Consider the following 23,909-nt stretch of genomic DNA (forward strand, 5'->3'; position numbering starts at 1 on the left):
ATGAACGCCAGCCTCCACCCGCCCTTCCAGGGATGGAGCCGTGCCGAAGAAAGCCACAAGCACGGCTCAGGGGGAGAAAATTTGCCGCGGATCGGCCTTGTGCTCTCCAGCGGCGGGGCGCGTGGTCTGGCGCACGCGGGTGTCATCCAAGTGTTGGAAAAGGAAGGCATTCCCATCACCGCCATCGCTGGATGCAGCATGGGCGCTTATGTCGGCGCGCTTTGGGCGGCGGGTTTGGATGGTTCGGCGCTTGAGGTGCGTGCCCGCGAGATCAAGGACCGTGCCACGCTCAAGAAGCTGCTCGATTTCATCCTGCCGCCATCCGAAGGATTGATCCGTGGCGACCGCATCCGCCAGCACCTCGAGCGTGATGTGGGATCGAGGACTTTTGCGGATCTCGACCGTCAGCTCATCGTCGTCGCCACCGATCTCGACCGGCTCACGCCGCATGTCTTTGATTCGGGCTCTGTTTCACACGCCGTGCATGCCAGCGCGGCCATCCCGGCGATCTGCGCCCCGGTTCATCTCAATGGCCGCCGCTACACGGACGGCGGCGCGTCCGAGCCGCTGCCGGTCACGCTGCTCAAGGAGCGCCTGCATCTCGACCACATTATCGCGGTGAACGTGATGCCGATGCCGGAGGATTTTGAGGCGCGCACCGATCGCACCTTCGCGACTGACGACAGCGCCGGCCGGCATCTGTTCGGACGTTTGTTCCGCTCGTTCTGGCACAAGGTGAACCTCCTCGCTCACGGAAACGTGCTGGACACCTTCCGCCGCGCCCTGATGGCTGCGCAGCTTCGGCTCATCACCAAAGAGGAGGCTGCAGCTGACGTCGTGATCCACCCGCGCTTCGCTGCCTCGTCGTGGCACGACTTTGAAAATTTCTCGCAGTATCTGCAGGCCGGTCGCGACGCCACCATCGCCGCGCTGCCTGCCATCCGTGCTTTGCTGCACAACCCAACCATCCACCAGGAGACAATCAGCCATGAAATTGCTCCGTCACACACCCAATTGGAATGCCTCGCCGCCTGAAGTCTGGAAAAGCTGGCAACTAGCAACCTTGCGCGACTACCTCGGCGGTCGGGTCATCCCGTTCAGCGCGCACTACCGGCGCGTTTTTAAAGACAAAGGCATTGATCCACGAGGCATCGCCTCTTTCGAGGATTGGAGCCGCGTTCCCTTCACCTCAAAGAAGGATCTCGCTAATCCTCGCGACTTCGTTCTCATGCCTGACGAGGCCGTGCTGCGTCACGAACCCGGCATGATCCTCACCGCGCTGCTGCACGGCAAAAAGGCCGCCAAAGAGCGTGCCGAGGCCGAGTTCCGTCCGATTCTGCTCACCAGCACGACGGGACGCTCTTCTGATCCCGTGCCCTTCCTATACACGAAGCATGACCTGGCGAATCTCGACCTCAGCGGCACACGCCTGATGCTCGCAGGCCGCTCACAGCGCGAATACCGCCACATCAATCTCTTCCCGTATGCGCCGCATCTCGCCTTCTGGCTGGCACATCATGCGGGGCTTGGATTCGGCACGTTCATGCTGAGCACCGGCGGCGGCAAGACGCTCGGCACGGATGGAAACATCAAGCTCATCGACAAAATCCAGCCGGACATCCTCATCGGCATGCCGACGTTCATTTACCACGTGCTGCGTGAGGCTCATGAGACTGGCAAACGTTGGCCGAACTTGAAGCGTCTCGTGCTCGGTGGCGAAAAAGTCGCTGATGGCCTGCGTGCTCGCCTGCGTGACCTCGCCGCGGCGCTCGGCAGCCCGGATGTGCATGTGATGGCGACTTATGGCTTCACCGAAGCCAAGATGGCCTTCCCGGAATGTGTCGGCGAATCGCATGACTCGTTCGGCTATCACCTGAGTCCCGACTTGGGTCTCATCGAGATCGTCGATCCAAAGACTGGCCAACTCGTTCCGGACGGCCAGGCGGGTGAGATTGTCTTCACACCGCTCAATGCGCGTGGCACGGTGGTGCTGCGTTACCGCACCGGCGACATCGCCGAAGGCGGTCTCACTTGGGAAAAATGCCCGAACTGCGGACGCACCTGCCCGCGTCTGCTAGGCCCCATCTCGCGTGTCAGCGAGGTCAAGGAGCTGAACATGGACAAGCTCAAGGGCACCTTGGTGAACTTCAACGTGCTCGAACACCTGCTCGACGATCAGCGCGGGATTGCTGCCTGGCAGATCGAATTGCGCAAGCGTCACGACGATCCGCTCGAAACCGACGAAGTTCATCTCCACCTGGCCACCGAGCCTGGCATCCGTGAGGCCGATGTCGAACTCGCTGTCACCCGCCGCTTCCACGAGGCCACCGAAATCACGCCGAACGAGCTGCACTTCCACTCCCTGCCGGAAATGCGCGAGCAACTCGGCATCGGACGCCTTCTCAAAGAGGAAAAGATCGCCGACCGCCGCCCGAAAGCCGCCCCCAACCCTCAACTTGCCCTCACATCATGAAAACTCCCTCTCTTGTTATCATCTCTGCCGTTCGCACGCCGTTCTCACGTGCGGGAACGGACCTCGCCCACCTCGAGGCCGTTGAACTCGGCCGCCACGCGGTCAGTTCGCTGCTCACACACACGGGCATCGATCCGATGCTTGTCGATGAAACCATTCTCGGTTGCGTCGGCCAGCCTGCGGACGCGATGAACATCGCCCGTGTCATCGCTCTGCGCGCCGGATTGCCGGAGTCGAAGCCGGCGATGACCGTGCATCGCAATTGCGCCTCGGGCCTCGAAGCGATCACGCTCGCGCATGCGAAGATGTGTGCAGGGCAGGGGGAGGTCTTCATCGTCGGTGGCACGGACAGCATGAGCAACATGCCGCTCTACTTCTCGAAGCCTGCGATGGCGAAATTCGCTGCCATGAGTCGTGCGCGTGACCTCAAGGGCCGTGCGCTTGCCGCGTTGAAATTTCGTCCCGCTGACTTTGCGCCGGTCGTTGGACTCAAGATTGGCCTCACCGACCCGGTTTCGGCTTTAAACATGGGACAGACCGCCGAGGTGCTCGCTCGCGAGTTTGGCATCTCACGTGAGATGCAGGACGTCTTTGCGATGCGCAGTCATTTGCGCGCCACGCAGTCGAATCATCTGCTCAGCCAGGAAATTGCCCCCGTTCTTGGAAGGAACGTCATTTCTGCCGACAACGGCATCCGCGCTGACTCAAGTCTCGAAAAACTCGGCAAATTGAAGCCGCTGTTCGACACGGTCACAGGCAGCGTAACTGCCGGAAACTCCTCGCAGATCACCGATGGTGCCGTGGCGATGCTGGTGGCGACCGAGGAGGCGGCTGCGGCTCACAATTGGAAACCTATTGGTCGCCTCGTTAGCTACGCCGCCACCGGTTGTGATCCGATGCGCATGGGTCTCGGCCCCGTGCGTGCGATGGACGCGGCGCTGCATCGCAGTGGATGGAAGCTCGGTGACGCCGATGTCGTCGAGATCAATGAAGCCTTCGCGGCCCAGGTGCTCGCCGTGATGAAATGCCTCGCCGATCCCGTCAGTGCCCGCCGTGCTGGTTTGGAGGTTCCTCTTGGCGAACTCGATCCGGCGAAAGTGAATGCCTGCGGCGGTGCTATCGCGCTCGGCCATCCGGTGGGTGCCAGTGGAGCACGTCTGGTGCAAACCGCGCTCAACCAACTTCATGCCACCGACTCCAAGCGTGCCGTCGTCAGCCTGTGTGTCGGTGGTGGTCAGGGAATGGCCGCCTGCCTCGAAGCCCTATGAATTTCAAGCTCACCAACCACATCCAACCCACCATGAAAACGCTCCTTATCGACCGCCCCTCCGTCATTCATGATCCTCCACACGTGCTGGAGTCGATCGTCCACGGACATCCGATCCCACCGAAGCACTTCAAGCTCGACATCGACCACGATGGCATCGCGTGGCTCGTTTTCGATTCACCGAAATCCTCCGCCAACGTGTGGAATGAGGAAACGCTGCGGGAGTTCAATCACAACCTTGAGTTGCTGGAACATGACACTCGCGTGAAGGCGCTGGTGCTGCGCAGTGCGAAGGATCGCATCTTCGTCGCTGGCGCTGACCTGAAGGCCATCCGCAGCATGCCGTATGCGCGAGTGAATGATCTGATCTGGCTCGGTCAGGCCGTGTTTGACCGCCTCGCCAGGCTGCGCATGCCAAAGATCGCCGCGATTCACGGTGCTTGCATGGGTGGTGGCTTTGAAGTCACGCTCGCGTGTGACTGGCGTATCGCGAGCGATCACGAATCGACGAAGATCGGCCTGCCAGAGACGCAGCTTGGCATCCTGCCGGCCTGGGGTGGCTCCACGCGCCTTCCGCGTCTCGTTGGTGTGCGCAAGGCACTTGATCTCATCACTGCGGGCAAGCTGTTGAATGCTTCTGCTGCCAAGCATGCGGGCCTCGTGAGTCATGTGGTGGCTCCTGAGCATCTCGAAACGCTCGCCCGTCGTCTCGCTCGTGAAAAACGTCCTGTGACGCGATTCCACGTCGAAAACCTGTTTGCGCCAGTCATTCGCCATTTCGCTGGGAAGAAAGCGCTGGCGAAGACACGCGGCCTTTATCCTTCGATCACGAAAGCCATCGAAGTCGTCACCCATGCCGTGCGCGGGGAAATTGATGATGGATTGCTGCTCGAACGCAATGCCGTGGCGGAACTCATCCAGAACCGCGACACGACGCGGCTCATCGACCTTTTCTTCAAGCGCGAAGAAGCCAATAAACGGCCTGCGGCCGTTGGAACGGCCATTCCCATTCACGACGCCGTTGTCGTCGGCGCAGGCGTGATGGGGGCTGGTATCGCGCACACACTCGCTTCGCGTGGCGTCCGGGTCTTGATGACTGACGTCACCAACGACAGCCTCGCGCGTGGCCTGGAGCGAATTCATGGCCTCGTTTCAGACGCCACGCGCAGGAGGCTCGTCAGCAAGGTGCAGGGGCGTGACACTCTCGATCGCATCAACACCACACACACGCCGGTGCCACTGAATCGTCATCATCTCATCATCGAGGCAGCCACGGAGAGCATGGAGCTGAAGAAAAAGATCTTTGCCGATCTCGCTGCCCGCGTTTCTGCCGACACGATCCTCGCCACGAACACCAGCGCGCTTTCCGTTGCCGAACTGGCCAAGTACGTGCCGCATCCTGAGCGTGTGATCGGACTGCATTTCTTCAATCCCGTGCATCGCATGCCGCTGGTGGAGATCATCACTCTGCCGGAGACCGCACCGGACGTGCTCGCCACTGCGGTGAGCTTTGTGCAGAAGCTCGGGAAGACTCCAGTAGTCGTGAAGGACAGTCCCGGCTTCCTCGTGAACCGCATTTTGGTGCCTTATCTCATGGAGGCCGTGCGCTTGCATGAAAGCGGTGTGCCGGTGAAGGACATCGACGATGCCATGCTGGAGTTCGGCATGCCGATGGGCCCGATGCGCCTGCTGGATGAAATTGGCCTCGATGTGGCCATGCACGTTGCCAAAACACTCGCTGAGGCCTTCCCAGACCGTTTTCCGAGATCCGAAGCGCTCGACAAGCTCGTTGCAGCCGGTCATCTCGGCAAAAAGTCGGGCCAGGGGTTCTACCGCTATGAAAAGGGGCGTGAGATCCCGCCTGAGGTTCACAACGATCTGCCGAGGCATGAGAGTATCGGCACCAAGCTGGCCTTGCTGCTCAGTCAGGAGGCCATGCGCTGCCTGAAAGAAGGCATCGCACGCAACGCCGACGACATCGACCTCGCGATGGTGCTCGGCACCGGCTACCCGCCGTTCCGTGGCGGTCCCATCACTTTCGCCCGGGATACGGGCATCATTGACTATTGAACATTGGAGGACAAGGCCATGAACTCTAACACACTCGAAGAAACAAAAACACTCATCGACACCTCCCGCATGAATGCGGGACAGCGTGCCGCGCTGGAAATGGCGGAAGCCGCCCGCGACGAACGTCGCAACACCGGTCTCGCCGCTGGCATCTTCTTTGGCGAACCGGATTTCGACAAACTGCTGCCGTTCCCGAAACAAAGCGTCGAAGATCACGACCAGGGTGATGCTTTCCTGCACCGTCTCGAAGCGGTGCTCGACAAACATGCCGACCCTGATGCTATCGATGCCACCGGCGAGATTCCTGACGTGCTGCTGAGCGAACTCGCGAAGCTTGGTGCCTTTGGCATCAAGATCCCGGTCAAATACGGCGGTCTGGGCCTGTCGCAGACGAATTACTCGCGTGCAGCGATGCTGCTGGGCAGCCGGTGCGGCAATCTGGCTGCGCTGTTGTCGGCGCATCAATCCATTGGTGCACCGCAGCCGCTCATCTTGTTCGGCACGGAGGAGCAGAAGATGAAATACCTGCCGCGCTGCGCCAAAGGCGAGATCAGTGCCTTTGCTTTGACTGAAAATGATGTCGGCTCCGATCCGGCACGCATGAGGACCGAGGCGAGGCTCGATGGCGACCATTATGTGCTCAATGGCGAGAAGTTGTGGTGCACGAATGGCACCAAGGCGGGCATGATCGTGGTGATGGCGAAGACGCCGCTGCCGGACAAGCCGCATGCGACGACTGCCTTCATCGTTGAAACAAACTGGCCAGGTGTCGAAATCATGCACCGCTGCCGCTTCATGGGCCTGAAGGCGCTCTACAACGGCGTGATCCGTTTTGAAAACGTGCGCGTGCCCGTGGCGAATGTGCTCGGAGGTGTCGGTCGTGGCTTGAAGGTGGCATTGACGACGCTGAACACGGGGCGCATCACGCTGCCAGCTGCCTGCACCGGTCTGTCGAAGCGCTGCCTCGAAATCAGCACGCGCTGGGCAAAGTCGCGTGAACAGTGGGGCCAGCCGATCAGCCGACATGCTGCCATTGCTGACAAAATCAGCCGAATGGCCGCTGACACGTTCGCGATGGAAAGTGTCGTGCACTATGTCTCCGCGCTCGTGGACAAGGACAAGCACGCTGATGTGCGCCTTGAGGCCGCCATCGGCAAGTTGTGGGGCAGCGAGAAGTGCTGGCGCATCATGGATGACACGATGCAGATTCGTGGTGGGCGCGGGTTTGAAACGGCGCAATCGCTCAAAGCACGTGGTGAGGCACCGGAGCCGGTGGAGCGCTTGTTCCGCGATTCGCGCATCAACACGATCTTTGAAGGCAGCAGCGAGATCATGCGACTGTTCATTGCACGCGAGGCGCTGGAGCCGCATCTGCGGCTCGGGGCCGAGGCGGTGAACTCCACGCTACCTTGGAAGGTTCGCGCGAAGGCTGCGACGCGTGCCGCACGCTTCTACGCGAAGTGGTATCCGCTCAAATGGCTGCCGTTTGGCTCAGGCGATGCCAAGGAGTTGCTGCATCCTGCGCTGCAAGGCGATCTGGACGCCGTCGCCAGGCTCAGCCGTAAGCTGGCGCGTGAATTGTTCCTCGCGATGGCGATGAACGGGCCGAAGCTTGAAAAACGGCAGGTACTGCTCGGTCACTTCGTCGATGTGGGCGCTGAGCTTTTTGTGTGGAGCTGTGCGCTCGCTCATGCGGAGGCGAAAATCACCGATTCTTCGATGGCGGAGGCTGAGATCGGCAAGCTGGTACGCCTGGTGAAGTTCTTCGGCAAGATCACCCGCGAGCGCATCGCATCGAGCTTTGCGAAGCTGCGTGCCGGACTCGACACGGAAAGCTGGAAGGTGGCGCAGGAACTTTGAACTGGCGCGGTGGATGCTGGATGAGGTAAAAGGTGGCCGGGTGCGATCACCCGGCCACTCCACTTCAAACATCCACCGCCATGCTCAACGAGTTCAAGCAATTTATCCTCAAAGGCAACGTCATCGACCTTTCCACCGGTGTCATCATCGGCGCGGCGTTCGGCACCATTGTCACCGCTTTCACGAAAGGCATCATCGAGCCGATCCTCAAGGCGATTGGCGGCAATCCCAATGTGTCGCTGGGCATCAAGATCGGGGAATTCGTGAATGAAAAGGGCGAAAAACTCCCGAACATGCTCGATTTCGGCATGGTGATCAACGCGGCCATCGGTTTTGTCATCACGGCGGCGGTGATCTTCTTTGTGATCGTCAAGCCGATGAACAAGCTGATGACCATGATGAAGAAGCAGGAGGCGGAGGCACCGCCGCCCGCGCCTGCCGCGTACATCGCTCTGCTCACGGAGATCCGTGACTTGCTGAAGAAGTAAGCATCAAGGCGACTCGGCTTCCTCGCTTCGTTCGACGAAACGCATGGCGTGGTCGATGAAGCGCAGGAGGACGTCGTCGGTGGGGCCGTTGCGGTTTTTGGCGAGGATGAGCATGGCCTCGCCTTTCTTTTTCTCCTCGGCCTCCTCGTCCTCGACTTCCATCTTGGCTCCTGCGTAGTCGGAGCGGGTGAGCAAGCCGACCATGTCGGCATCCTGCTCGATGGAGCCGGACTCGCGCAAGTCGGAGAGCACAGGGCGCTGGCCTTTACGGGATTCGACGGCGCGATTGAGCTGGGCAAGGACGATGATCGGGATGTTCAGTTCTTTGGCGAGGCCTTTGATTCCGGCGGAGATTTCAGCGATTTCGATCTGGCGGTTGTCCTTGGCACGTCGACTGCCGCTGGTGACCAACTGGAGGTAGTCGATCATGATCATCTGGATGCCGTGCTGCTTTTTGAGGCGGCGAGATTTGGCCCGCATCTCCAGGATGTCGAGGCCGGGGGTTTCATCGATGAAGATCTGGGCTTTTTGCAGGTCGCGGGTGGCTTTCGCAAGAGCGTCCTGCTGTGCGCGTGACAAAAGACCACGCGAGAGATCCTGCATGCTCAGGCGGGCCCGGGAGACGAGCAGACGGCGGACGAGCATCGTGGCGCTCATTTCGAGGCTGAAGACGGCGCAGGGCGTGTTGCAGTCCACAGCGATGTGCTCGACGATGTTCATCGCGAGCGAGGTCTTGCCCATCGATGGACGGGCGGCGATGACGAACATTTCACCGCCTTGCAGGCCGGAACTCATCGCGTCGAGCTTGCTGTAGCCGGTGGAAAGGCCGCGGAGCTGGCCGGGGTGCTCCAGCATGTATTGGATGCTGTCGATGGCATCCATGACATGCGTGGAGAGCGTCTTGATGCCCTCCTTGGAGCCGAATGATTCGCGCACGGCGAGAACACGCTGCTCGGCGTGATCGATAAGCGTGTCGATATTCTCATCCATCTGCTCTTTTCCATGCTCATAAGCGTGATGAATGTTCAGCGAACTGGCGTGGATGAGCTCGCGCAGGACGTGCTTGTCGAGCACGATCTTCTTGTAGAACGGGAAGTGCGCCGGGATGGGCACGAAAGCGAAGAGTTCGGAGATCGCCGCCGCGCCGCCGACCTTGTCGAGAAGGTTTTGTTCGCGCAGCGCATGGGTGAGCGTCACGGGATCGACAGGCAGGTTTTTGTCGTAAAATTCGAGTAGCTTCTCGTAGATGGTGCGATTCGCCTCGTGATAAAAAGCCAGGGCGGGCAGATTGACGCGGCAATCGCTGAGGCGCTCGTTGGGGTCTTGGAGAAGGCAGGAAAGGACGCCTTTTTCCGCCTCGTCGCTGAAGGGCAATGCCCGATTGAAGGAGGCCAAAAGCTCCTCCGCGGAGGGGATTTCGTTGCGCTTTTTGAAATTCTCCCGGCCCTGAGCGGGCATGGCCCCGCCTGGGGAGGGGGCTGTTGCGGCGGCGTTGGGAGTGGGATTGTCAGCCATGCGGGGGCTGTCAGAATGGCAGGGCGGGGGAATCGCGTCAACGCCGCAGGCGGATGAGATTGTGTGCGGGATTTCGGAGGCCTTAACAAAAATGTTTTAGCAAATGCTTGATTTTCATGGGCTTTCTTCTGAAAAATAAACGCTCCCCGCATAGGCGGGTCAAAAGCGCCTCTCCTCAAACAACCATATGTTACTCACAGCCATCAAACTTAAACTCGCGGCCATGGTCGCGGTCGCCGGTCTCGACACCGCCGAAATGCCCGGAGCCTCCAAGGAATTCGTCGATGTCCTCACTGCGCTCGAAGCCGAGCAAAAGAAAGTCCAGGCCAATCCCGGCGCCAACAATGCCGACATCAACAAAGCCTTTAACGAGGCTGTCGCCAAGGTCCGTGAACTCGCCCAAAAGGACGACAAGGACGCGACCTATGCGCTGGCGCACTGGGGAGTCCTGAGCGGTGCCAATATTAACGAAGTGGCCGCTCTTTATCGCAAGGCTGCCGACAAAGGACAGGTTCTTGCCAAATCAGAACTCGCCCAGGTGCTGATGCAGGCCGGCGCCCAGAACCCGGAAGCGGCCAAAGAGGCCATCAAGCTGATTAAGGAGGCCGAGGCTGCTGATAACAAGGTGGCGCGCCGCATGCTCGCCCAGTTGCATCTCCAAGGCGTCACCGAAGGTGAAAAAGGCGTTGTGGTTGTCGAGAAGAGTGTGGCGAAGGCCAAGGAGCTTCTAGAAAAGGGTAACAAGGCAGGCGACGGCGAGGCCACCCTCGGTCTGGCCCAGCTTTACTCCGCTGGAGTTGAAGGCGTCCCTCAGGATCATCAGAAAGCCCTCGACCTTCTCATCGAAGCCGGCAAGCAGGGCAATGCGGTGGCATTGAGCACCTATGGTGCCCGCCTTTTGAATGGCGATCCGGATACCAAGGAAAGCCCCAAGCTCGTCAAGAAGGACGTCGCCGCCGCATTGAAGATGTTCAATGACTCTGCGGAAAAAGGTCTCGCCGCCGCGAACCGCATCCTTGGCCAGATTTATGAAAACGGTGTCGGCCAGGATGGCGCTGATGTGAAGCAGGACGTGACCAAGGCGTTTGAATACTACACCAAGGCCGCGAATGGCAGCGATCCCCAGGCTCTGTTCCGTCTTGGCAACGCGTTTGAAACCGGCATCGTGAAGGATCCGAAGGGCAAGCGTGATGAGAACGGCAATTTCGACAAGGATAACATCCTCATCCAGCCGAACCCCAAGAGCGCCCTCGACCTCTACCGTCTTGCCGCGCAGAACAATCTGGCCGAAGCCTTCTACAACGTCGGTGTCTATTACGAAACCGGCACCGTGGTGGACAAAGACCCGCAGAAAGCCTTCGCCTTCCACATGAAGGCCGCCACCGCAGGCATCGCCCAAGCCATGAATCGTCTTGCCGGCCTCTATGCTAACGGCACCGGAACCACGCAGGATTTGGTGGCTGCCGCAGGCTGGTATCAGCGCGCCGCCGACATGGGCTTTGCTCCTGCCCAGATCGCGCTTGGCATTCTTTACGAACAGGGTGCTGGTGTGCGCCAGAGCCGCACGGTGGCCGCCGGTCATTACTCTGACGCCGCCCAGCAGGGAAATGCGCTCGCCATGTTGCGCCTCGCGAATCTTTATGCCGTGGGTGTTGTCCCGGGAACACCGGAACTCGCCCGTGCGTGGGCTTATGCCAAGCAGGCCGACGAACTCGCCCAGAAGAGCGGCAACAAGGCCGACTCGGATGTGACGGCGAATGTGCTCAAGCAGCTTGAGGACAAGATGAAGCCTGACGAGGTCACCGAGGCGAAAAAGATCTTCGACAAGCTGCCGAAGCCCCAGGCCGCTGGCGCTCCTGCGGCGGCCCCCGCTCCACCCGCCGCCGCGCCTGCTGGTGATGCGAAGAAGAAGAAATAAGCGCTTGTCAAAACAGAGCACTTTGCTAGTCTCCGGCTCCCCAAAACTAGGGGGGCCGGTTTTTATTCCGGGGCATTAGCTCAGTTGGTAGAGCGCCTGCATGGCATGCAGGAGGTCAGCGGTTCGAACCCGCTATGCTCCACCAAAAAAAATGCCAGCAAACAGCCATGAGACCCACACCGGCGATCTTGAGCTTGGTATTGGTGGCCATGTCGGTTCAGCTGGTTGCTCTTGAGGTGCAAAGCCACGGTCTGCAGTTTGAGCATTGGCTCCGAGCCACATTTTTTGGCGAGTATCAGCCCGAAAGTCTCACTCAAAAATGGGACATCCCTGCCAGCGCGAATCCTGATCATGGTCGTGTGCCTGTGAACCCGAAGGTTGCAAAATATCGCACGCCGATTGGTCTCGGCGACGCGTTGCGTCAGTTTGATATTGATGAGCGGTTCATGCTGATCGCCGGTTTTTGGGAGCAGGTCACGCCGAAGACGAAATGCTGGACGAATGTGCAGGTGGTGATTATCGAGCCAGACGCATGGAGGAAGCTGTGGGGCGGCGTGACGCGTGCGGACCTCGAAAAACTCGATGCGATCATCAAGGACAAGTCGCTCAGCCTCGCGGAGGCCCGTGAAAGAGCGAAGGAGATGAAAAGCCGTCCCCCTTTCACCGAGGCGGTCATCCAGGTAAATCCCAAGATCGACGGCAACCAGCGCCGGCTGCAATGCAGCCTGAGGTTTGATGATTTTTTCAAGCATTTGGCCCCCGCAGCCTCGCCGGAGCCGCAAAAGCAGCCGGAGGTTTTCGGTGTGCCAGTGCCTGCGTCGTTTGAGTCAGCGCCGCGGAAGGTGAATGCGCCGTGAACGGCAAAGAGCGCAGATTGCAGTTAGACACCCGGATTTTTCCGCTCAATATCCTTGCCGTTTCATCGGGGTTTGTTAACAAATCGCCCCAAAGCAGGTATTTTATATGAAGTTCACTATCAGCAAGGAATCCTTCCTGGGCGCCATCAACCAGGTTCAGCACGTGGTCAGTTCGCGCACCACGCTCGCCATCCTCTCCAATGTCCTGCTCAAGGCCAAGGACGGCGTTCTGGAACTGACCACCACGGATCTGGATGTTGGCGTCACTTGCTCAGTGTCTGCCGAGGTGGACGAACCCGGTGCCACCACGCTTCCTGCACGCCGTCTCGCCACTATCGTGCGTGAACTCCCCTCCGAAGAAATCGAGGTCAAGGTGGATGAGAAGAACGTGGCATCCATCAAAAGCGGCCCCAGCTTTTTCAAAGTTCTCGGGCTCACCAGCGAGGAATTCCCCGCGCTGCCGCGTTTTGACGACGCCCGCGAGTTCCGCATCGAGCAGCAAGTGCTTCGTGACTGCCTGCGCAAGACCAGCTATGCCATCTCCACCGACGAGACTCGTTATGTGCTCAACGGCATCCTGTTTTCCTTCAAGGACAACGCGCTCACGATGGTCGCCACCGACGGCCGCCGTCTCGCGATGGTTGAGCAGGAACTTGAGTTTCCGCAGAGCCAGGAAATTGACATCATCGTTCCCACCAAGGCCGTGAACGAGCTTTCCCGCCTCCTGGGCGATTCTGGCGAGGTGTCCATTCGTGTGACTGGCTCGCAGGTCGGTTTCGATCTCGGCGACAGCCTGCTCGTCAGCAAGCTCATCGACGGAAATTACCCGAACTACCGCCAGGTCATCCCCGGCGAGTCAAAAGAGCGTATTCCGCTTGATCGCGAAGGCTTCCTTCGTGCCATTTCCCGTGTTTCGCTGCTCACCACGGACAAGTCGAACTCCATCAAGTTCATTTTCACGCCCGGCAGCGTCGAGATTGTGGCTTCCTCGCCCGATGTCGGTGAGGCGCGTGAAACGCTCGCCATCAATTACAAGGGCGCGGCCATCACCATCGCCTTCAATCCTGAGTTCGCGATGGCACCCTTGCGTAATCTGAGCGCTGACGAGGTTCATCTGCACCTCATCGACGAGATCAGCCCCGGAGTGCTGCGCACCGGCACGAATTTCCTTTATGTGCTGATGCCCATGCGCGTGAATGCCTGATCGTGCGATTTTTTACCTCACCTGAACACACTATGAAAAGCCAGTCGCAAGCCTTCCTTCTGATTGCGTCCGTTGCCAGTCTGACGGCATGCTATGGGCCTTCCCAGCCGCCGTCGCCCGGAGGTGGTCGCTCGCTTGATGTGCCGCCGCGTTACGGCGCCCCACCGGAGCAGACCCAGTTCTTTGAGGGCGTGAACATGGCCGATCCGAACGCCGCGGCCGTGCAACCCCCGGATCCCAACGCGCCGCCCACCGGCACTCAGGTCACCACTCCCCCTGCGAATGGTTCCACAACGGCACCGCCTCCGGTCACAGTCACACCACCCGGTAACACACCACCGCCCTCCACTGGCCCGGCTCCGGCAGCGTCTCCGCAACCTGCCGCTCCGACAGAGATTCCTTACGCCACTCGCATTACCGGCAAGCCCGGTTTCGTGAAGAGCCCGTTCGATCCGAACGGACAGGCCATCGACGTGCGTGACTTCCAGTCCGGCCAGAAAGCGCGCTGCCCTTACACAGGCAAAGTATTCCGTGTGCCCTGAAGGCTTTTGACGGCCAGGTATCGTTCTTTCCCGTCGTAAATGGCAAAACGCCCTCAGGCTTCCCCGGCTGGGCTGTAAATACCCTGTTCACGCCCAACCGCTCCCTGCTTTGTCCGCCGAACGCTCCATCGCCATTTTCAGTCCCGGCCTGCTTGGAGGCTCGTTGATCAAAACCATCCTGCAACGCATGCCCGGTGTGGAAATACGGGTTTGGGCACGGAGGGAGGAAGCCGCGCAGGAAGTGCGGCGCGAGATGCCTGCGGTGTTTGCGACCACCAGCGTGGCCGAGGCGGTTCATGGCGCCTCGCTGGCCATACTTTGCATGCCCATCCAGCACATGCCGGAGATCGCGCGCCAGATGGCAGCCTGCGAACTTGCGGATGATTTGCTCGTCACCGACGTGGGCAGTGTGAAAGGCAGCGTGGTGGAGACGCTCGAGCCGATTCTGACCCAGGCGAAGGCGGTGTTCATCGGCAGCCACCCCATGGCCGGTTCGCAGCGAACCGGCCTTGCGAATGCCAGCGGCGATTTGTTTCATCGCGCCGCCTGTTTGATCACGCCGACGCCAAACACCCGGCGCGAGCACCTGGACCGACTGCGGGCATTTTGGATGAAGCTTGGTTGCCGCGTGCGGGAAATGACCCCGCAGGCACATGACCACTGTGTCGCGCGGATTTCCCACCTGCCTCATGCGATGGCCGTTCTGACCACGCTCGCGGCCTTGCAGCGTGATACCAGCGTGCTCGATAGCTCAGCCGGCGGTTTTCGTGACACGACGCGTGTCGCCGGTGGTGATCCGGCCATGTGGGCCGGCATTTTTCTAAACAACAAGGACGAGGTCATCTCCGCGCTCGAAGACGCCGCAGGGGCGATGCTAGAGCTTGTTGAAATGCTCCGCAGCATGGACGAAGAAGCCCTCCGCCGTTTCCTCGCCAAGGCCAAGGCCCTGCGCGACCTCCTTCCGGCGGGTTGACACACCATGGCCAGCCTCAAGTCGAAGAAACTCAAAAGCATCCCCGCCGAAATCACCGTCCCCGGGGACAAAAGCATCTCCCACCGCTCCGCGATGTTCGCCGGACTTGCGAAGGGCACCACCGTGATCGACGGCTTCCTGCCCAGCGAGGACTGCCTCTGCACCGTGCATGCCATGCAGGCCCTCGGAGCCACTGTCGAGCCCCTTGAGGAGGTGGAAGGCATCGGCCTTGTGAAACTCGCCATCACCGGCAACGGCATGAAGCTTAAAGCGCCCTCCAAACCCGTCGATTGCGGCAATTCCGGCACCACCATTCGTCTGCTGTCCGGCATTTTAGCTGGCCAGAACTTCAAAACCGAGCTGTTTGGCGATGCCTCGCTCTCACGCCGCCCGATGAAGCGCGTCGCCGATCCGCTCGGCCAGATGGGCGCGAAGATCACCGGTCAGGGTGAAAAAATCTGCGCTCCGCTCACCGTCGAGGGCGGAAACCTGAAATCCATTTACTACAAGCTCCCTGTCGCCAGCGCCCAGGTGAAGAGCGCCATCCTTCTCGCCGGACTTTTTGCCCAGGGTAAAACCACCGTTGTCGAGCCGGTTCCCACCCGCAACCACACCGAGCGCCTCTTCACCCACTTCGGCATCAAATGGCTCCGTGAGGACGACTGTGTCACTGTGTATGGAGGTCAGGAGCCGCGCGCCACCGACATTGTCGTGCCGGGGGACATCTCCAGCGCCGCGTTCTGGATGGTCGCCGCCGCCGCCACGCCCGGTGCGCAGATCACGCTCAAAAACGTCGGTCTCAATCCCACCCGCACCGGCATCATCAAGGTCCTCCTGCGCATGGGCGCGCTCGTCACCAGCTCGGAAACGCATTCCGATGGCGAGCCGCGTGGCAACATCACCGTCCGCGGTGGAGATTTGAACGCCACCGTCATTGGCGGCGCGGAAATTCCCAACGTCATCGACGAACTCCCGATCCTCGCCGTCGCAGGCGCTCTCGCCCGCGGCAAAACGCTCATTCGCGATGCGTCCGAGCTCCGCGTCAAGGAAACCGACCGCATCGCCGCTGTCGCGCAAAACCTCCGCGCCATGGGCGTCACAGTCACCGAGCATCCGGACGGCATGGAGATCGAGGGCGGCGCGAAATTGCAGGGAGCCACGCTTCCGTGCTGGGGGGATCACCGCATCGCCATGGCCTTCCTCGTCGCCGGCTTGTTCGCCGAGGGCACCACCACCATCGAGGGCACCGAGTGCATCGCCACTTCCTATCCCGGTTTCGAGCATCACCTTGACCTGTTTTTGCTCGGCGACACCGGCGCGCGTCCCATTCCCGTCATGTCCACCGTTCCGCAGCCGCTGGTGGACAAAATGAACCGCGCCAAGTCCTCATGAGCACGCCGCATCCCGTCATCACCATCGACGGACCCGCCGCCTCCGGCAAAAGCAGCATCGCGCGCCTCGTCGCGCAAAGGCTCGGCTACACCTATGTGAACACCGGAAACATGTATCGCGCCATGACCTGGGCCGTTCTGAAGAGCGATGTCGATCCAAATGACGCCGACGCCGTTCGAAACGCCGCGGCGGGCATTGTGCTCGAATCACCTGTGGTCGAAGGCAAAACCCAGGTCTGCATCGCCGCCCACACCCTCACCGACGCCGAACTCAACAGCGATCCCGTCAACCGTGCCGTTTCACTCGTCGCCCGCGTGCCGGAGGTGCGTGAACGCCTTGTCGCCGAACAGCGCGCGCTCATCGCCATCGGCCCGCTCGTCATGGAAGGCCGCGACATCGGCTCCGTCGTTTTCCCGCACAGTCCGCACAAGATTTACGTCGATGCCAGCGAGGAGGTCCGCGCCAGCCGTCGTGGAGCCCAGGGACATGCCGACCAGATCGCCGAACGTGACCGCCTCGACAAACAGCGCAAAAACAGCCCCCTCGTCATTCCAGACGGCGCCACGGTCATCGACAACTCCCATATCACCCTCGACCAGGCCGTCGAGCAGGTGATCGCAGCACTCCGGCTGCAATGACGAAACCAGAATGAGGAATGACGAATGAATGCCCCCATCACCATGAGGCTCTGCCTTCGAGACTCAACTCTGGACACATTCGTCATTCGCCATTCTGATTTCGTCATTCCGCAGCGCCCGTGCGGCTGTTTACACCCTTAATTTCCCTGCGGCGCGTCATGAACCTCAGCTATTGGCTCGGCCATCGCTTCTTCCGCGAGCTTGCCCGTGGTTTGTTCGATTTTCAGACCATAGGCGCGGAAAAGCTCCGCTTCCCCGGCCCCGCGCTCATCGCGTGCAACCATGTCAGCTTTCTCGATCCGCCCCTCGTCGGCCAGGCCTTCGACGAGGCCATCCACTACTTCGCGCGCAAGACCCTCTTCGATCATCCGCTCGCCGGAGCCATCCTCCGTAGCTGGCAGACCATCCCCATCGACCGCGACAAGCCTGACGCAGCTTCTTTGAAGGCCACCATCCGTCTTCTTCGTGCGGGAAAAAAAGTGCTCATCTTTCCCGAAGGCACGCGCAGCCCGGACGGCGGCCTCCAGTCCGCCGAGGCCGGTGTCGGCCTCTTCATCGCCAAAGGAGGCGCTCCGGTGCTGCCCGTCCGCATCTTCGGCACTTACGACGCCTATCCACGCGGAGCCAAAACCCTCCGCCCCGCCCGCATCACGCTTGTGGTCGGCGATCTGTGGCAGCCCGACCTCGAAAGCTATCCGCAGACCGGCAAAGACCTCTATCAAGCCCTCGCCGACGAGGTCATGCAGCGCATCGCCGGACTCACGATTTGAGTCACGCCGGGCTTTTACTCATTGCGGCACTTCACATCGCGGAGCTGCATGTCCAGCGCTGTCCCGGACATCTGGATTTCGATCAGCGACAGTGTCAGCGAGCCAAACATCAGCAGCAGGCTCGCGCCAAAGGCCGCCTGGCCGCTTGTCTGTCGTCCGAAGAAGAGAAGAGTCATGCTGATCACGCAGAGCATGATGCTCAGCACGCCCAGCGACTGCATGTGCTTGATGATGCGGATGCGTTTACGCAGATTGTGAATCTGCTCCAGCAACACCGGTTCCTTCGTCGCTTCCCAGTCCGCGTGCAGCTTTCGCACCACGTTCGCCAGCGCAAGGAACCGGTTCGTGTAGGCCAGCATCAACAGCGAGATCGCCGGAAAGAGCAGGGAAGGGGTGGAAAGAGGGAGATCGGGTAATGTCATGATTCCCTCCTTTGAAAACATCAAATCACCCGGTCATTCCCGCCATCCACTGGGATCTGCGCACCCGTCACTTTCGCGAAGAGCGGGCTCGCCATGGCGGCGACCATGTTGCCGATGTCTTTGGAGCGGATCTCGACCTTCATGAGGTTCTTGGTCTTGTATTCCTCGACGGTCATGTTGTAGCGGGCAGCGCTCTTGGCGAGGGCTTCGGGGGTCCAGAGTTTGGTGTCGAAGACGGCGTCGGGATGCACGATGTTGACGCGGATCTTCCACGGGGCGAGCTCGAGGGCGGCGACGCGGCAGAGCTGCGTGAGGGCGGCCTTGGAGCAGGAGTAGGCCGAGGCACCAGGGCCGGGAGCTTTGAAATTGCGGCTGCCGACGAAGATGATGCTGCCATCGGGGCTGTGCTTCACGAAAGGAATGACCTTGTTCATGAGCTTTTGATGGCTGGTGAGGTTGATCATGAGCGTGCGGTCCCAATCGGGCTGCGCCATGACGTCGAGGGCATCGTTCTTCGGGAAGATGCCAGCGTTGCTGACGACGATGTCGATACCGCCGAACTCACGCACGGTGAAGTCGATGGCGTCCTGCACGGGCTGGTCCTCGGTGAGGTTCACGACGATGCCGATGGCACCGATCTTCGCCATGATCTGCGGGATTTCCTTGTCGATGTCGAGACCGACGACCTGCGCGCCCTGCTCGGCGAGGGATTCAGCGATGGCGAAGCCGATGCCGGCGGCGCAGCCGGTGACGAGGGCGACTTTGCCCTGGTGGACTTTGCGGCCGGGGCCTTTGCGGAGCTTGGCCTGCTCGAGGTCCCAGTATTCGATGTCGAAGATGTCTTTTTCGCTGAGCGGTGCCCAGCCGCCGGTGCGCTCGCCGAGCGCGACGGTGGCGGCGGTGCTTTCCGCGATGTCGGCGACGATTTTGGCGTCCTTCAAGGTATCACCAAAGCTGACGATGCCGTTTCCGGGCCACACGGCGAAGCGCGGGGCGGCGTCGAGCATGGTCTGCGTGGTCGCGTGGGCTTTGAAGTAGCTTTCGTAGTTCGCGGCGAAGGTTTGGATGCTGGCGGCGTGGTCATCACCAAGCACGGCGGGGATGCGCTTCGTGCGGATGCTGTGATCCGGCGTCAAGGGGCCACGGGTGGCGCAATCGGCGATGTTTGGCAGCGCGGAGTAGGTCAAAGCGTCCTCGCTGGTGCTGAGGCGGGCGATTTGAGGGAAGCCACGGGTCTTGGAGACGAGCTGGCGGAGCTTGGAGAGGGCGAGGAGGTCTGTTTTGACTTCGGTGACAGGATTGACCTGATTGACGGATTTTTGGGCGAGGTAGTTTTCGGCTTTGGTGACGAGCTCGATGTGCTTTTCGTAGCTGGCTTTGGCGTCGTCGGCGAAGGTGAAGAGGCCGTGTTTGAGGAGGACGATGCCTTCGATGCCTTCTTTGCGCAGATCGGTCTTTTGGAGCACTTCGAAGACCTGTTTGGCCAAAACGAAGCCGGGCATCACATAGGGCAAAACGAGCACTTTGGAGCCGAAAAGCTCCTTCGTGCGTGCTTCGCCATCTTGCGCACAGGTGAGGGCAGAGATGGCGTTGGCATGGCTGTGATCGACGAACTTGAAGGGCAGGATGGCGTGCAGGATGGCCTCGATGCTGGCGGCGGGCGCGTTGGGGTTGGTCATCGCGGCACGTTGCTGCAGGACCATGTCCTCATCGGTCATGGTGGGTAGTTTGGCCATTTTCAGGAGCGCCTCCATGCGCACGGGGGCGAAGCCTTCACGCTCGATGGTGGCGAGATCCCAGCCGGAGCCTTTGACGTAGCAGATTTCGACGCTGTCTCCGAAGTAGTCCTTCTCGGTGACTTTGACGGAGGTGTTCCCACCGCCGTGCAGCACAAGCGCAGGATTGCGGCCGAGCAGGCGGGAGGTGTAAACGCGTTGTCCGAGGGCGTCGGTTCCGAAAGTGGCGGCTACAGTGTCGTTCCAGAGGCTTTGCATGGCTGGGAGAATGGGGCTGGCAGACTTCGGATGGATGGGCCGTGATTCAAGGGGATTTTCCCCTCAAACCGGTTTCAATTCGCGCCTGCTCATCTCTGCAAGAGTCCAGTCGTATTCCCTCACCAATTGATCCACCACATCGCCACTGCGCATTTCCGGCGGCAGGACTTCCCAGGTGTAGGTTTCCATCTCGATGTGCTGGCATTTTTTCGGATTCGCTGCCAGCCAGTCCATCGCGCCGATCAGGTGATCCCGCGTGCTGTCAAAGCCGTCGCCGGGCTGCGCATGGATCGGGATGTGGAAATGAACGCGCCATTCTTCGCCGAGTTGGCCAGGATTCGTCTGCGCGAAGTCGAGCGCGTCCGGCAGATCCTTGAACCGTCGAAGCGGCTCGTCCGCGCCATAGCTGGCGATAACCTGATGGAAATACACCGGTTCATTGAAGCCGCGCAGCCTCTCCACATTCTCGATCGTGGGCTTCAATTTCAGCGCGGAGCTGAAGTGCAGCTTGCTCAGTCGAATTCCGGCCCCCGTGATGCGATCCAGCGCCTTCTTTGCGTCCTCAAACTCGATCGCGAGATGACAGGTGTCGTAGTTGAGGCCGATGAACTTGAAGAAATTGCGGTCCTGCGGGTGGCGGTCAAAATAGAGGCCGAAAAACTTCAAGGTCTCACCGCTAGTCTCGAACAAGCCGAGCGGTTCGGGTTCCAGGCCGAGATGCAGATCGTGCCCGCTCGCCACACTGACTTTTTCAATGTGTTCGCGGCAGAGGCGCAAATTCGTGAAGATTGCGTTCAGTTCATCCGCGCCGACGCCGAAGGTCTTGTGAGAGCCTGGCAGGGTGCTGACACTGCCGCTGACGCCTGGAGGAAGCAGTTGCGCGAGGATGTCGAAGAGCAGGTTTGTGTAAGCGAGCCGCTCCGGCGTGCTCCAGTCTGGCTTGAACACCTGTTCTTTCACCCGTGTCCCGTGGAAGGAGCCGTAGGGGAAGCCGTTGATGGTGAAAACGTAGCAACCGTTCGCATCCAGCCAGGCTTTGAACTCGGCCATTTTTCCTGGCGCACTCAGCTCACGCGCGGCCAGCGCACTGAGGCGCAAACCGATTCCATACGGCTTCCCGCCACTGACGCGATCTTTGACGCGAAGCGTGTAGTTCTTGAGGCCGCTCCACGTCTCCTCCCATGTCTCTCCGCGGTGGATGTTGGTGCAGTAGCCGAGGTGGATGTCGTGGTTGAGGCGCATGCTGCTCAGTGTCCGGCGTCGGGTGTGGAGTCAAATGAATCGTCCAACGGGTCAGCCTAGCTTCTTAGAGTCGCCTAGGATGCCGAGGTCCAGACCGTCGCCCGGCTTGTGCGTCTGGATGCCCACGAGGTCAAAGGTGCGTTGCTGTGCGCCCGGTTTCATGCCGGTGATGCCGACTGGCAGTGGGGGGGCGCGCCGCGCCCGGCCCACGCAGCCTCTCCCCAGAGAAAAGCGTCATCACGGATGAGTTTGCATGCCTCCAAAATGGAGCCGTGAAACCTTCCTTTCTGGTTTTCATCTCCGCCAGCTTCCCCCACGCCCCATTTCTATGGTGCTAAGTAGCCCTGAAGGTGATGTGCCGCTATGAATCGATAAAATAAGTAAAAGAGTGGGTGTTAATATGGTTATCAATTACGAGGAGGGCTATAACCTGAAATACCTCACGCATGCCAGAAAAGAGATATGAGTTAGTCACTTTCGCCCAAAGTGGCGGGTTTAATGTTAGTGAACTGTATAAAGCAGTTCGGGATGATAAGCCGCAAAGGCGGTCACAAGTGGCTGATTCGTTTCGCAGAAGGCGGGGCCAAGGCGCTGGTAGCTGACTTGCCGAGCGCCGGACAGCACGCGTTGGGTAAAGTGGTGAAAGCTTAGGCTTCCCATTTTTTGAGGACAGTAGAATGAGAGTAGCAGCATGGCTTTGAATCCATTTGGGACGGCTCCTATTCGGCTACCATTGGTTTCCGCGTTCGCAGGGGAGGTGATTCAAGAAGACGCGGCGAACTACACCACGCATTCCCAGACGGATGTGGAGGCTATGAAGCCTGAATGGGACGGTAGAAACAGGGCCGGCGTGCGAAATTATGACGAAAAAGGCTAAGTCAATTCATTGCTAGAAATGTCAGGCTGTTGCATACTAATCGCCCGTTTTCCATGATGATGGATTTCTGCCATTCCTAATTGGTGTGTTTCTATCGTTTTCCGTAGTCTTAGCACTTCTGTGCAGTGGCGATCTCTTCATGTGGAATGCGTTTATCTTTGATCTTCCTCCATCCATTCAGCGTCATTGATTCGGCGTTACGCATTCCATGATTCAAGCTCCCACGCAGCAGCCTTTATCTCTAGCAATTCGAGAGAAGCTTCGGCTGCTTTCTTTTATCTCCATCCTGATCGTGCTTTTCAATCATGCGGCACCGTTTTCCTTGGTTTATGATGGGGTTCTAATGAAGCAGCCATCTCCTGAAGCAGATGTTTGGCTGACTTTTTGTTTTAGCCATTTGGGGCGGGTGAATCGTCCGTTGTTTTTCTTTATCTCGGGTTTTCTGTTCTTTTGGACCCTGAAGCCTGGCTGGTCTGGCTTTGTGCACAAATGGCGAAAGCGGGTGAAGTCCCTGCTGCTGCCTTACTTGATTTGGAGTTTGCTGAGCTGTGTGCTGTTTGGGCTTGCCTACTAGCTGAGTCCGACCCGCGCCCTGATCGGGCAGCGGATGGAGCTGGCTGAGCTGACTTGGCTGCAATGGCTGGGGGTTTGGCTATGGAATCCGGTGGCTTATCAACTCTGGTATCTTCGTCATCTTTTGCTGCTGATCTTTTTGAGTCCGCTGATCTCATTCTTGGCAACGAGACTGGGTTGGTACCTGGTGAGTGCAGTCATCGGGGCCTGGTTTGTTGGATGTCTGCCCACTCCGCCTGATGAGGCGGGGCTGGCCTTTTTCACTCTAGGGGCTGTGATGGCCAAGAAACAGATCGTGCCGGACTGGGATCTAGGCTTCTGGAGATGGCCCTGCGCTGCCGTCTGGCTGTTGCTCTGTGGTCTGATACCTGGTTTGATCTGGCGGGTGACGCGCTGCCATGGATGAACAAACTGGCGAATGTCTCAGGGATGGTCGCCATCTGGGGCCTGAGCGATCTGGTCACGGCTCCACTGCGGCAAAAGATGCTGAAGGCTGCAAAGCTGAGTTTCTTCGTCTATCTAGCTCATGAGCCGTTGATGTTGACTTGCAAAAAGCTGATTTTCAAATGTGTGCCCTACACTGGAACGAACTCCGTTTTAACCTTCCTGTTTTTACCCCTGATCGTGCTTGCGATCTGTCTGGTCGTAGGTTCCCAGCTGCGTCGGCATACCCCTAAGCTTTTCAGTTTTCTCATGGGTGGCCGTCGTTAGGGCGTGTTTTAAAATTGGTTTCTGAGGGATAAAGTGCAGATGGCAAGAAGGACAAAAGCCATGAATGAAACATCGGTTTTGTCATACCGGGTGGCCACGCGTCGCATGCGTTTGATCTTTTCA

General features: G+C 59.6%; 20 protein-coding genes and 1 tRNA gene. 17 read left to right on the forward strand and 4 right to left on the reverse strand.

Going from position 1 to position 23,909, the window contains the following annotated elements; genetic code table 11:
• The 6 genes from ACILSE_RS16510 to mscL all read left to right on the forward strand — a co-directional run bounded on the left by ACILSE_RS16510 (position 1) and on the right by mscL (position 8,158).
• Positions 1 to 1,035 carry a patatin-like phospholipase family protein gene (locus tag ACILSE_RS16510; RefSeq protein WP_395718521.1) on the forward strand — a complete coding sequence of 345 codons (1,035 nt, stop codon included), beginning with the start codon at positions 1 to 3 and terminating at the stop codon, positions 1,033 to 1,035.
• Complete coding sequence (locus ACILSE_RS16515; RefSeq protein WP_395718522.1) at positions 989 to 2,473, forward strand: phenylacetate--CoA ligase family protein; 1,485 nt, start codon at positions 989 to 991, stop codon at positions 2,471 to 2,473. The genes ACILSE_RS16510 and ACILSE_RS16515 overlap by 47 nt, the downstream gene beginning before the upstream one ends.
• Positions 2,470 to 3,741 carry a thiolase family protein gene (locus tag ACILSE_RS16520; protein WP_395718523.1) on the forward strand — a complete coding sequence of 424 codons (1,272 nt, stop codon included), beginning with the start codon at positions 2,470 to 2,472 and terminating at the stop codon, positions 3,739 to 3,741. The genes ACILSE_RS16515 and ACILSE_RS16520 overlap by 4 nt, the downstream gene beginning before the upstream one ends.
• 32 nt (positions 3,742 to 3,773) lie before the next feature.
• Entirely contained in the window at positions 3,774 to 5,810 is a 2,037-nt protein-coding gene (locus ACILSE_RS16525) for a 3-hydroxyacyl-CoA dehydrogenase NAD-binding domain-containing protein (RefSeq protein WP_395718524.1), read from the forward strand.
• A gap of 18 nt (positions 5,811 to 5,828) precedes the next feature.
• Positions 5,829 to 7,670, forward strand: a complete 1,842-nt coding sequence (locus tag ACILSE_RS16530) for an acyl-CoA dehydrogenase family protein (protein ID WP_395718525.1) — start codon at positions 5,829 to 5,831, stop codon at positions 7,668 to 7,670.
• Positions 7,671 to 7,750: 80 nt separating this feature from the next.
• Positions 7,751 to 8,158 (forward strand): large conductance mechanosensitive channel protein MscL, encoded by a 408-nt coding sequence (gene mscL, locus ACILSE_RS16535; RefSeq protein WP_395718526.1) that lies wholly within the window; start codon positions 7,751 to 7,753, stop codon positions 8,156 to 8,158.
• 3 nt (positions 8,159 to 8,161) lie between these two features.
• On the opposite strand, the gene dnaB is transcribed toward mscL, so the two are convergent.
• Positions 8,162 to 9,673: a replicative DNA helicase gene (gene dnaB / locus ACILSE_RS16540; protein ID WP_395718527.1), complete on the reverse strand. Its 1,512-nt coding sequence runs from the start codon at positions 9,671 to 9,673 to the stop codon at positions 8,162 to 8,164.
• 187 nt (positions 9,674 to 9,860) lie between these two features.
• Between dnaB and ACILSE_RS16545 the strand changes: the two genes are divergently transcribed.
• The 9 genes from ACILSE_RS16545 (at position 9,861) to ACILSE_RS16585 (ending at position 17,967) form a co-directional block, all read left to right on the forward strand.
• Complete coding sequence (locus ACILSE_RS16545) at positions 9,861 to 11,591, forward strand: tetratricopeptide repeat protein (RefSeq protein ID WP_395718528.1); 1,731 nt, start codon at positions 9,861 to 9,863, stop codon at positions 11,589 to 11,591.
• A gap of 69 nt (positions 11,592 to 11,660) precedes the next feature.
• Positions 11,661 to 11,736: transfer RNA gene (locus ACILSE_RS16550), tRNA-Ala, on the forward strand.
• A 64-nt stretch (positions 11,737 to 11,800) separates the two neighbouring features.
• Positions 11,801 to 12,448, forward strand: coding sequence for a hypothetical protein (locus tag ACILSE_RS16555; protein ID WP_395718529.1), 648 nt, complete (start codon positions 11,801 to 11,803; stop codon positions 12,446 to 12,448).
• A gap of 106 nt (positions 12,449 to 12,554) precedes the next feature.
• Positions 12,555 to 13,652, forward strand: coding sequence for a DNA polymerase III subunit beta (gene dnaN, locus ACILSE_RS16560; protein WP_395718530.1), 1,098 nt, complete (start codon positions 12,555 to 12,557; stop codon positions 13,650 to 13,652).
• A 32-nt stretch (positions 13,653 to 13,684) separates the two neighbouring features.
• A complete protein-coding gene (locus tag ACILSE_RS16565) occupies positions 13,685 to 14,194 on the forward strand; it encodes a hypothetical protein (RefSeq protein WP_395718531.1) in 510 nt (169 codons plus the stop codon).
• Positions 14,195 to 14,303: 109 nt separating this feature from the next.
• A complete protein-coding gene (locus ACILSE_RS16570; protein ID WP_395718532.1) occupies positions 14,304 to 15,167 on the forward strand; it encodes a prephenate dehydrogenase in 864 nt (287 codons plus the stop codon).
• Positions 15,168 to 15,173: 6 nt separating this feature from the next.
• On the forward strand, positions 15,174 to 16,559 hold the full coding sequence (gene aroA, locus ACILSE_RS16575; RefSeq protein ID WP_395718533.1) for a 3-phosphoshikimate 1-carboxyvinyltransferase: 1,386 nt from the start codon (positions 15,174 to 15,176) through the stop codon (positions 16,557 to 16,559).
• A complete protein-coding gene (gene cmk / locus ACILSE_RS16580) occupies positions 16,556 to 17,197 on the forward strand; it encodes a (d)CMP kinase (RefSeq protein WP_395718534.1) in 642 nt (213 codons plus the stop codon). The genes aroA and cmk overlap by 4 nt, the downstream gene beginning before the upstream one ends.
• Positions 17,198 to 17,355: 158 nt before the next feature.
• Entirely contained in the window at positions 17,356 to 17,967 is a 612-nt protein-coding gene (locus ACILSE_RS16585; RefSeq protein WP_395718535.1) for a lysophospholipid acyltransferase family protein, read from the forward strand.
• Between the two features lie 14 nt (positions 17,968 to 17,981).
• Here the strand turns inward: ACILSE_RS16585 and ACILSE_RS16590 are convergent, their stop codons facing one another.
• The 3 genes from ACILSE_RS16590 to eboE form a co-directional block, all read right to left on the reverse strand.
• A complete protein-coding gene (locus ACILSE_RS16590; RefSeq protein ID WP_395718536.1) occupies positions 17,982 to 18,389 on the reverse strand; it encodes a DUF2721 domain-containing protein in 408 nt (135 codons plus the stop codon).
• A gap of 20 nt (positions 18,390 to 18,409) precedes the next feature.
• Positions 18,410 to 20,383, reverse strand: a complete 1,974-nt coding sequence (locus ACILSE_RS16595) for a bifunctional aldolase/short-chain dehydrogenase (protein ID WP_395718537.1) — start codon at positions 20,381 to 20,383, stop codon at positions 18,410 to 18,412.
• 63 nt (positions 20,384 to 20,446) lie between these two features.
• Positions 20,447 to 21,625: a metabolite traffic protein EboE gene (eboE, locus tag ACILSE_RS16600; protein WP_395718538.1), complete on the reverse strand. Its 1,179-nt coding sequence runs from the start codon at positions 21,623 to 21,625 to the stop codon at positions 20,447 to 20,449.
• 1,085 nt (positions 21,626 to 22,710) lie between these two features.
• On the opposite strand from eboE, the gene ACILSE_RS16605 reads away from it, so the two are divergent.
• Both ACILSE_RS16605 and ACILSE_RS16610 read left to right on the forward strand, forming a co-directional pair.
• Positions 22,711 to 23,076, forward strand: a complete 366-nt coding sequence (locus ACILSE_RS16605; protein ID WP_395718539.1) for an acyltransferase family protein — start codon at positions 22,711 to 22,713, stop codon at positions 23,074 to 23,076.
• A gap of 323 nt (positions 23,077 to 23,399) precedes the next feature.
• Entirely contained in the window at positions 23,400 to 23,786 is a 387-nt protein-coding gene (locus ACILSE_RS16610; RefSeq protein ID WP_395718540.1) for a hypothetical protein, read from the forward strand.
• The last annotated feature ends 123 nt before the right edge of the window (positions 23,787 to 23,909 follow it).

The organism is Prosthecobacter sp., from assembly GCF_044236155.1.
Lineage (GTDB): Bacteria > Verrucomicrobiota > Verrucomicrobiia > Verrucomicrobiales > Verrucomicrobiaceae > Prosthecobacter.